The organism is Pseudomonas sp. HY13-MNA-CIBAN-0226 (assembly GCF_040310305.1).
Taxonomy (GTDB): domain Bacteria; phylum Pseudomonadota; class Gammaproteobacteria; order Pseudomonadales; family Pseudomonadaceae; genus Aquipseudomonas; species Aquipseudomonas gregormendelii.
In genome coordinates this window covers 91,740-101,453 of the sequence record NZ_JBEOPS010000025.1, presented here as the reverse complement: position 1 = coordinate 101,453, position 9,714 = coordinate 91,740, and the positions used below count along the sequence as shown (strand labels likewise).

Sequence of the window (9,714 nt, the reverse complement as noted above, 5' to 3'; positions counted from 1 at the left end):
GATCAATGTGGGAGCCAGCCTGCTGGCGACTAGGGTCTGAAAGTCAGTAAGGCTGGCTCTTGCAGGGTTTGTGATCGATTCGGATCAATGTGGGAGCCAGCCTGCTGGCGACTAGGGTCTGAAAGTCAGTAAGGCTGGCTCTTGCAGGGTTTGTGATCGTTTCAGATCAATGTGGGAGCCAGCCTGCTGGCGATTAGGGTCTGAAAGTCAGTAAACCGTCGTAATTTGGCGCCTGATTCTGCATTTTCAGTAGCTCTGAGCCTCTCTCGTCCTCTTCAAGCCCGCCACCAGTCAACTAACTACACTCCATGCGCATCAAGGGGATAGGTGCGTGGCGGCTCTTGTGATAACATTCGGCGGTTTCCAAGGTAGCCCGATGCGGCTGTCTTTACTGCGCAGATCCATGCATAACTCGTGATTTGTCGTAAGTCGGTGCATGGCACTCAGCCTGCAGCGGCGAGCTTCGTTCGTCCCATATGGATGTGACGAGGTTTCACCAGAAAAAGGAATCAGGCTTCTCATGGGCGAACTGGCCAAAGAAATCCTCCCGGTCAATATCGAAGACGAGCTGAAGCAGTCCTACCTCGACTACGCAATGAGCGTAATTGTCGGGCGGGCACTGCCGGATGCGCGCGATGGCTTGAAGCCCGTGCACCGGCGTGTGCTGTTCGCGATGAGCGAGCTGGGCAACGACTTCAACAAGCCGTACAAGAAATCTGCCCGTGTTGTCGGTGACGTGATCGGTAAGTATCACCCGCACGGTGATACCGCGGTGTACGACACCATCGTTCGGATGGCGCAGCCATTCTCGCTGCGCTACCTGCTGGTAGACGGCCAGGGCAACTTCGGTTCGGTGGACGGCGATAACGCCGCAGCCATGCGATACACCGAAGTGCGCATGACCAAGCTGGCGCACGAGCTGCTGGCTGACCTGCACAAAGAAACCGTGGACTGGGTGCCGAACTACGACGGCACCGAAATGATCCCGGCGGTCATGCCGACCCGTATTCCCAACCTGCTGGTCAACGGCTCCAGCGGTATCGCCGTGGGCATGGCGACCAACATCCCGCCGCACAACCTCGGTGAAGTCATCGACGGTTGCCTGGCCCTCATCGACAACCCTGAGTTGACCATCGATGAGCTGATGCAATACATCCCGGGTCCGGACTTCCCGACCGCCGCGATCATCAACGGTCGCGCCGGCATCATCGAAGCCTACCGTACCGGTCGCGGGCGCATCTACATGCGTGCCCGCTCGACGATCGAAGACATCGACAAGGTCGGTGGTCGCCAGCAGATCGTCATCACCGAACTGCCCTACCAGCTGAACAAGGCCCGCCTGATCGAGAAGATCGCCGAGCTGGTCAAAGAGAAGAAGCTCGAAGGCATCACCGAACTGCGCGACGAGTCCGACAAGGACGGTATGCGCGTCGTGATCGAGTTGCGTCGCGGCGAAGTGCCTGAGGTGATCCTCAACAACCTCTACGCCCAGACCCAGCTGCAAGCAGTGTTCGGTATCAACATCGTCGCGCTGATCGACGGCCGTCCGCGGATCCTGAACCTCAAGGACCTGCTGGAAGCCTTCGTTCGTCACCGTCGCGAAGTCGTTACCCGTCGTACCGTGTTCGAGCTGCGTAAAGCCCGCGAACGCGGTCACATCCTGGAAGGTCAAGCGGTTGCCCTGTCGAACATCGACCCGGTCATCGCCCTGATCAAGGCTTCGCCAACACCATCGGAAGCCAAGGAAGCCCTGATCAAGACTGCGTGGGAATCTTCCGCCGTGGTTGCGATGGTCGAACGCGCCGGTGCTGATTCTTGCCGTCCAGAGACCCTGGACCCGCAATACGGTCTGCGCGAAGGCAAGTACTTCCTGTCGCCAGAGCAGGCGCAAGCCATCCTGGAACTGCGCCTGCACCGCCTGACCGGTCTGGAGCACGAGAAGCTGCTGGCTGAATACCAGGAGATTCTCAACCAGATCGGCGAGCTGATCCGCATCCTCAACAGCGCCACGCGCCTGATGGAAGTGATCCGCGAAGAGCTGGAAGTGATCCGCGCCGAATACGGCGACGTGCGTCGCACCGAAATCCTCGATGCCCGTCTCGACCTGACCCTGGGTGACATGATCCCGGAAGAAGAGCGCGTCGTGACCATCTCCCACGGTGGCTATGCCAAGACCCAGCCATTGGCTGCGTACCAGGCCCAGCGTCGTGGCGGTAAAGGCAAGTCGGCCACCGGCGTCAAGGATGAGGACTACATCGCTCACCTGCTGGTAGCCAACAGCCACACCACGCTGCTGCTGTTCTCCAGCAAAGGCAAGGTGTACTGGCTCAAAACCTACGAAATCCCGGAAGCGTCCCGCGCTGCCCGTGGTCGTCCGCTGGTCAACCTGCTGCCGCTGGACAGTGATGAATACATCACCACCATGCTGCCGGTCGAGGAATACACCGAAGGTCACTTCATCTTCATGGCGACTGCCAAAGGCACCGTGAAGAAGACCCCGCTGGAATCCTTCAGCCGCCAACGCAGCGTTGGCCTGATCGCGCTGGAGCTGGACGAAGGCGACGTATTGATCAGCGCCGCGATCACCGACGGCGAGCGTGAAGTCATGCTGTTCTCCGACGGCGGCAAGGTCACTCGCTTCAAGGAATCCGACGTACGTGCCATGGGCCGTACCGCCCGCGGCGTGCGCGGCATGCGCCTGCCAGAAGGGCAGAAGCTGATTTCGATGCTGATCCCTGAAGAAGGCAGCCAGATCCTCACCGCTTCGGCGCGTGGTTACGGCAAGCGCACGGCGATCTCCGAGTTCCCTGAGTACAAGCGTGGTGGTCAGGGCGTCATCGCCATGGTCAGCAACGATCGTAACGGCCGCCTGGTTGGCGCGGTTCAGGTGCTCGATGGCGAGGAGATCATGCTGATTTCCGACCAGGGCACCCTGGTTCGTACCCGAGTCGACGAAGTCTCCAGCCTGGGTCGTAACACCCAGGGCGTGACCCTGATCAAGCTGGCCAGCGACGAAACGCTGGTAGGCCTGGAGCGGGTCCAGGAGCCTTCGGAAGTCGAGGGCGAAGAACTGGAAGAAGGTGAAGAAGGTGCAGTGTTCGACGGTGAAGTCGTGATCGACGACGCTGGTGAAGACCAGCAACTCGACGCCGCAGCCGACGAAGAACCGCAGGAATAAGCGGACACACAGGGGGGCGGATGAAAATTCGCCCCCTTGTTGTTTCGCCTGTTTGAATATGGAATGTAGAACCCGTAGGAGCTGCCGAGTGAAACGAGGCTGCGATCTTTTGATCTTGCCTTGTCCGTACTATCAAAAGATCGCAGCCTCGTTTCACTCGGCAGCTCCTACAGATATCAACATGTCCAGATATCCAGAGTTTCCAGAGTCTTCAGTTTTCAGATTTATTGCGTGACTACCACCAAATCAGAGCGAGATTGGATGTGAGCAAGAGAGCCTATAACTTCTGTGCCGGTCCTGCGGCGCTTCCTGAAGCTGTCCTGAAGCGCGCTCAGGGTGAACTCCTTGATTGGCATGGCAAGGGCCTGTCGGTCATGGAAATGAGCCATCGCAGCGATGAGTTCGTGTCCATCGCCACCAAGGCCGAGCAGGATCTGCGTGATCTGCTCAATATCCCCTCCAACTACAAAGTGCTGTTCCTGCAGGGGGGCGCCAGCCAGCAATTCGCCCAGATTCCGCTGAACCTGCTGCCGGAAAGCGGCTCTGCCGACTACATCGACACCGGTATCTGGTCGCAAAAAGCCATCGAAGAAGCTTCGCGCTACGGTCACGTCAACGTTGCCGGCACTGCCAAGCCCTACGACTACTTCGCCATTCCTGGCCAGAACGAGTGGCAGCTGTCCAAAGACGCCGCCTACGTCCACTACGCCCCGAACGAAACCATCGGCGGCCTGGAATTCCAGTGGGTCCCGGAAACCGGTGACGTCCCGCTGGTTGCCGACATGTCCTCGGACATCCTCTCGCGTCCAATCGATGTGTCGCGCTTCGGCATGATCTACGCCGGCGCCCAGAAGAACATCGGCCCGAGCGGTATCGTGGTCAACATCGTTCGCGAAGACCTGCTCGGGCGCGCCCGTTCCCTGTGCCCGACCATGCTTAACTACAAGGTCGCGGCCGACAACGGCTCGATGTACAACACTCCGCCGACCCTGGCCTGGTACCTGTCCGGCCTGGTGTTCGAATGGCTCAAGGAGCAGGGCGGCGTCGAGGCCATCGGCAAGCTCAACGAAGTGAAACAGCGCACGCTGTATGACTTTATCGATGCCAGCGGCCTGTACAGCAACCCGATCAACAAGTCCGACCGCTCGTGGATGAACGTGCCGTTCCGCCTGGCGGACGACCGTCTCGACAAGCCGTTCCTGGCCGGTGCCGAAGAACGTGGCCTGCTGAACCTCAAGGGCCATCGTTCCGTGGGCGGCATGCGCGCCTCCATCTATAACGCCGTCGATATCGTTGCGGTCAACGCACTGATTTCGTACATGGCAGAGTTCGAGAAGGAACACGGCTAATGTCTGAGCAAGAACTCAAGGCACTGCGCGTTCGCATTGACGCCCTGGACACCAAGGTCATGGAGCTGATCAGCGAGCGTGCACGGTGTGCCCAGGAAGTTGCGCGAGTAAAGATGGCCTCCCTGGCCGAAGGCGAAGTGCCGGTGTTCTATCGTCCTGAGCGTGAAGCCCAGGTGCTCAAGCGCGTGATGGAGCGTAACCAGGGGCCGCTGGGCAACGAAGAGATGGCGCGGTTGTTTCGCGAAATCATGTCCTCGTGCCTGGCCCTCGAGCAACCGCTGAAAGTGGCCTACCTCGGCCCTGAGGGCACGTTCACCCAGGCAGCTGCCATGAAACACTTCGGCCATGCAGTGATCAGCAAGCCTATGGCGGCGATCGACGAAGTGTTCCGTGAAGTGGCGGCGGGGGCGGTGAATTTTGGCGTGGTGCCGGTGGAAAACTCCACCGAAGGCGCGGTCAACCACACCCTCGATAGCTTCCTGGAACACGACATGGTGATCTGTGGCGAAGTCGAGCTGCGCATCCACCACCATCTGCTGGTCGGTGAAAACACCAAGACCGACAGTATCAGCCGCATCTATTCCCATGCCCAGTCCCTGGCCCAGTGCCGCAAGTGGCTGGACGCGCACTACCCGAACGTCGAGCGCGTGGCGGTTTCCAGCAACGCCGAAGCGGCCAAGCGGGTCAAGGGCGAGTGGAACTCGGCGGCGATTGCCGGTGACATGGCCGCAGGCCTTTACGGGCTGACGCGCCTGGCTGAGAAAATCGAGGATCGCCCGGATAACTCCACGCGATTCCTGATGATCGGCAGCCAGGAAGTGCCGCCGACCGGTGATGACAAGACCTCGATCATCGTTTCCATGAGCAACAAGCCGGGCGCGCTCCACGAGCTGCTGGTGCCTTTCCACGACAATGGCATCGACCTGACTCGAATCGAGACGCGTCCTTCGCGCAGTGGTAAATGGACCTATGTGTTCTTTATCGACTTCGTCGGCCATCACCGTGATCCGTTGATCAAGGGTGTACTGGAAAAGATCAGTCAGGAGGCCGTGGCGCTTAAAGTGCTGGGCTCCTACCCCAAAGCAGTTCTCTAAGGGCGATAGCACATGAGTGGTAACTTCCTCGCTCTGGCACAGCCGGGCGTGCAACAACTTTCGCCTTACGTTCCGGGCAAGCCCGTGGACGAACTGGCACGCGAGCTGGACATCGATCCGGCCAGCATCGTCAAACTGGCGAGCAACGAAAACCCGCTGGGCGCCAGTCCCAAGGTCCTTGCCGCCATCCGCGAAGCGCTGGCCGAGCTGACCCGCTATCCGGACGGCAACGGTTTTGCCCTCAAGACCCTGCTGGCCCAACAGTGCCGCGTCGAACTTGATCAGGTGACCCTGGGCAATGGTTCCAACGACATCCTCGAACTGGTCGCGCGGGCTTACCTGGCGCCGGGCCTGAACGCGATATTCAGCGAGCACGCGTTTGCCGTCTATCCGATCGTGACCCAGGCCGTTGGCGCCGAGGCGCGAGTGATCCCGGCGAAAGACTGGGGGCACGACCTGACGGCCATGCTGGCGGCGATCGATGCCAATACCCGCGTGATTTTCATCGCCAACCCGAACAACCCGACCGGCACCTGGTTCGGCGCCGAAGCCCTGGATGAATTCCTCCAGGACGTTCCGGAGCATGTGCTGGTCGTGCTGGACGAGGCCTACATCGAATACGCCGAAGGCAGCGACCTGCCGGACGGCCTCGACTACCTGGCGGCTTACCCGAACCTGCTGGTGTCGCGTACCTTCTCCAAGGCCTATGGCCTGGCGGCGCTGCGCGTTGGCTACGGGTTGTCTACCGCCGTAGTGGCCGATGTGCTCAATCGGGTGCGCCAGCCATTCAACGTCAATAGCCTCGCCCTCGCCGCGGCCTGTGCGGCGTTGCAGGACAGCGACTACCTGGCTGAAAGCCGACGCCTGAACGAAGCCGGCATGCAGCAGCTGCAAGCGGGTTTCCGTGAGCTGGGGTTGGGTTGGATCCCGTCCAAAGGCAACTTCATCTGCGTGGACCTGGGTCGCGTCGCGGCGCCGGTCTTCCAGGGGTTGCTGCGTGAAGGCGTGATCGTGCGGCCGGTGGCCAACTACGGCATGCCGAACCACCTGCGCATCACCATCGGCTTGCCTGCCGAAAACAGCCGCTTCCTCGAGGCGCTGACCAAGGTTCTGGCCCGTGGTTGATGTCACTGCACTGCAACCTGCGGCGCCTATGATCGGGCGCCTGGTGGTGGTCGGCCTGGGCTTGATCGGTGGTTCCTTTGCCAAGGGGTTGCGCGAAAGTGGCCTGTGCCGCGAAGTGGTGGGGGTCGATCTTGATCCGCAGTCGCGCAAACTGGCGGTTGAGCTGGGTGTGGTGGATCGCTGCGAAGAAGACCTGGCGCTGGCCTGTCAGGGTGCCGACGTGATCCAGCTCGCCGTGCCGATCCTGGCCATGGAGAAAATGCTCGCCCGGTTGGCCGGCATGGACCTGGGCCAGGCGATCCTGACCGATGTCGGCAGCGCCAAGGGCAACGTGGTGCGTGCGGCCACCGAGGCGTTCGGCGGCATGCCGTCGCGCTTCGTGCCGGGGCATCCGATCGCCGGTTCCGAGCAGAGTGGGGTGGAAGCCTCCAATGCCGAGCTGTTCCGTCGCCATAAAGTCATCCTGACGCCGCTTGCGCAAACGGATCCGGCCGCTTTGGCGGTGGTCGATCGTCTGTGGCGCGAACTGGGTGCCGATGTCGAGCATATGCAGGTCGAGCGTCACGACGAAGTACTGGCGGCTACCAGCCATTTGCCGCACCTGCTCGCATTCGGTTTGGTCGATTCATTGGCCAAGCGCAATGAAAATCTTGAGATCTTCCGTTACGCTGCCGGCGGTTTCCGCGATTTCACGAGAATCGCGGGCAGCGACCCGGTCATGTGGCACGACATCTTCCTCGCCAACCGCGAAGCTGTCCTGCGCACACTCGATACATTTCGCAGCGACCTCGACGCCTTGCGCGACGCGGTCGATGCAGGGGATGGGCACCAATTGTTGGGCGTATTCACTCGCGCCCGGGTTGCCCGCGAACATTTCAGTAAAATCCTGGCCCGCCGGGCTTATGTGGACGCTATGAACTCCAACGACCTGATTTTCCTGGCACAACCTGGTGGCCGCCTGACTGGGCGGATTCGAGTACCAGGCGACAAATCGATTTCCCACCGTTCGATCATGCTCGGCTCCCTCGCCGAAGGCGTCACCGAAGTGGAAGGTTTCCTCGAGGGCGAAGATGCCCTGGCGACCTTGCAAGCCTTCCGCGACATGGGCGTCGTGATCGAAGGTCCGCACCACGGGCGCGTGACCATCCATGGCGTCGGCCTGCATGGCCTCAAGCCTGCACCGGGCCCGATCTACCTGGGTAACTCCGGTACTTCGATGCGCCTGTTGTCCGGCCTGCTGGCTGCGCAGGACTTCGACAGCACCCTGACCGGCGATGCCTCGCTGTCCAAGCGCCCGATGAACCGCGTCGCCAACCCGCTGCGCGAAATGGGCGCAGTGATCGAGACGGCGGCCGAAGGTCGTCCGCCGATGGTCATTCGCGGTGGCAACAAGCTCAAAGGCCTGACCTACACCATGCCAATGGCCAGTGCCCAGGTTAAATCCTGCCTGCTGCTCGCTGGCCTGTACGCCGAAGGCAAGACTACCGTCACCGAGCCGGCACCGACTCGCGACCATACCGAGCGCATGCTGCGTGGCTTCGGCTACCCGGTCAGCGTCGAGGGCGCTACCGCGTCGGTCGAGTCCGGGCACAAACTGACCGCTACCCACATTGAAGTGCCGGGCGATATCTCGTCTTCGGCGTTCTTCCTGGTGGCGGCGTCGATCGCTGAGGGCTCTGAGCTGGTGCTCGAGCACGTCGGCATCAACCCGACCCGTACCGGCGTGATCGACATCCTGCGCCTGATGGGCGCCGACATCACCCTCGAAAACCAGCGTGAAGTGGGCGGCGAGCCGGTGGCGGACCTGCGCGTTCGTGCAGCTAAGCTCAAGGGCATCGAGATTCCCGAAGCGCTGGTTCCACTGGCGATCGACGAGTTCCCGGTATTGTTCGTCGCAGCTGCTTGCGCCGAAGGTCGGACCATCCTGCGTGGCGCCGAAGAACTGCGGGTCAAGGAGTCGGACCGCATCCAGGTCATGGCCGACGGCCTGTTGGCGCTGGGTGTGAAATGCGAACCGACCCCGGACGGCATCATCATCGACGGCGGCCTGATTGGCGGCGGCGAAGTGCACGGTCACGGCGACCACCGGATTGCCATGGCCTTCAGCGTTGCGTCCCTGCGCGCCACCGCGCCGATTCGCATCCATGATTGCGCGAACGTCGCGACCTCGTTCCCCAACTTCCTCGCGCTGTGCGCGCAGGTCGGCATCCGCGTTGCTCAAGAGGCTCAGTCGTGAACATCAAGCCACCGGTCATTACCATCGACGGCCCAAGCGGGTCGGGCAAGGGCACCATCGCCGGCATACTGGCCAAGCGCCTGGGCTGGTGCCTGCTGGATTCCGGTGCGCTGTACCGCCTGCTGGCTTTTGCCGCACGCAACCACGGTGTCGACCTGACGAATGAAGAGTCGCTGAAGCTCCTGGCCGCTCATCTGGACGTGCAGTTCGTCGGCGCAACCGAAGGTCATCCGCAGCGCATCATCCTCGAAGGCGACGATGTGACCGATGACTTGCGCAACGAACAGGTCGGCGCCTGGGCTTCCCAAGTGGCCGCCTTGCCGGCCGTGCGCGACGCTCTGCTGCAGCGCCAGCGGGCTTTTCAGGAAGCTCCGGGGCTGGTAGCCGATGGCCGCGACATGGGTACGGTGGTTTTTCCGGACGCGCCATTGAAGATTTTCCTCACCGCCAGTGCCGAGGAACGTGCGCGCCGTCGATACTTGCAGTTGAAGGGCAAAGTCGATGGTGTTAGTCTGTCGAGTCTGCTAGATGAGATACGTGTCCGCGACGAGCGTGACACCCAGCGAGCGGTAGCCCCGCTCAAGCCGGCGGCTGACGCCATACAGCTGGATTCCACGGAATTATCCATCGATCAGGTGCTGCAACGCATCATGAGCGAGATCGCCATTCGCGATATCGCCGGGTGACCAAGAAGCGCAACAGGGGACCAGTCATAGTCCTGCAGTGCTTCTT

At 61.3% G+C, this 9,714-nt stretch carries 6 protein-coding genes; all 6 read left to right on the top strand.

From position 1 onward, the window contains the following. Positions 1-520: 520 nt before the first annotated feature. The 6 genes from gyrA to cmk all read left to right on the top strand — a co-directional run bounded on the left by gyrA (position 521) and on the right by cmk (position 9,668). A complete protein-coding gene (gene gyrA / locus AAEZ05_RS24525; protein ID WP_045060588.1) occupies positions 521-3,178 on the top strand; it encodes a DNA gyrase subunit A in 2,658 nt (885 codons plus the stop codon). 263 nt (positions 3,179-3,441) lie between these two features. Beyond that, entirely contained in the window at positions 3,442-4,527 is a 1,086-nt protein-coding gene (gene serC, locus AAEZ05_RS24520) for a 3-phosphoserine/phosphohydroxythreonine transaminase (protein ID WP_045060589.1), read from the top strand. Continuing rightward, the gene (gene pheA / locus AAEZ05_RS24515; RefSeq protein ID WP_045060590.1) at positions 4,527-5,621 is read left to right on the top strand and encodes a prephenate dehydratase; all 1,095 of its coding nucleotides are present in this window, start codon (positions 4,527-4,529) and stop codon (positions 5,619-5,621) included. The genes serC and pheA overlap by 1 nt, the downstream gene beginning before the upstream one ends. A gap of 12 nt (positions 5,622-5,633) precedes the next feature. Next, positions 5,634-6,746 carry a histidinol-phosphate transaminase gene (hisC, locus tag AAEZ05_RS24510; RefSeq protein ID WP_350649282.1) on the top strand — a complete coding sequence of 371 codons (1,113 nt, stop codon included), beginning with the start codon at positions 5,634-5,636 and terminating at the stop codon, positions 6,744-6,746. A 28-nt stretch (positions 6,747-6,774) separates the two neighbouring features. Beyond that, entirely contained in the window at positions 6,775-8,982 is a 2,208-nt protein-coding gene (locus AAEZ05_RS24505) for a bifunctional prephenate dehydrogenase/3-phosphoshikimate 1-carboxyvinyltransferase (protein WP_045060595.1), read from the top strand. Next, entirely contained in the window at positions 8,979-9,668 is a 690-nt protein-coding gene (gene cmk / locus AAEZ05_RS24500; RefSeq protein ID WP_045060592.1) for a (d)CMP kinase, read from the top strand. Before AAEZ05_RS24505 ends, cmk begins: the two co-directional genes overlap by 4 nt. Positions 9,669-9,714 lie beyond the last annotated feature (46 nt).

Excerpts from the sequence above, each read along its gene's own strand:
- AAEZ05_RS24505 (WP_045060595.1), top strand. The coding sequence starts at position 6,775 with ATGATCGGGCGCCTGGTGGTGGTCGGCCTGGGCTTGATCGGTGGTTCC.
- hisC (WP_350649282.1), top strand. The coding sequence starts at position 5,634 with ATGAGTGGTAACTTCCTCGCTCTGGCACAGCCGGGCGTGCAACAACTT.
- pheA (WP_045060590.1), top strand. The coding sequence starts at position 4,527 with ATGTCTGAGCAAGAACTCAAGGCACTGCGCGTTCGCATTGACGCCCTG.
- gyrA (WP_045060588.1), top strand. The coding sequence starts at position 521 with ATGGGCGAACTGGCCAAAGAAATCCTCCCGGTCAATATCGAAGACGAG.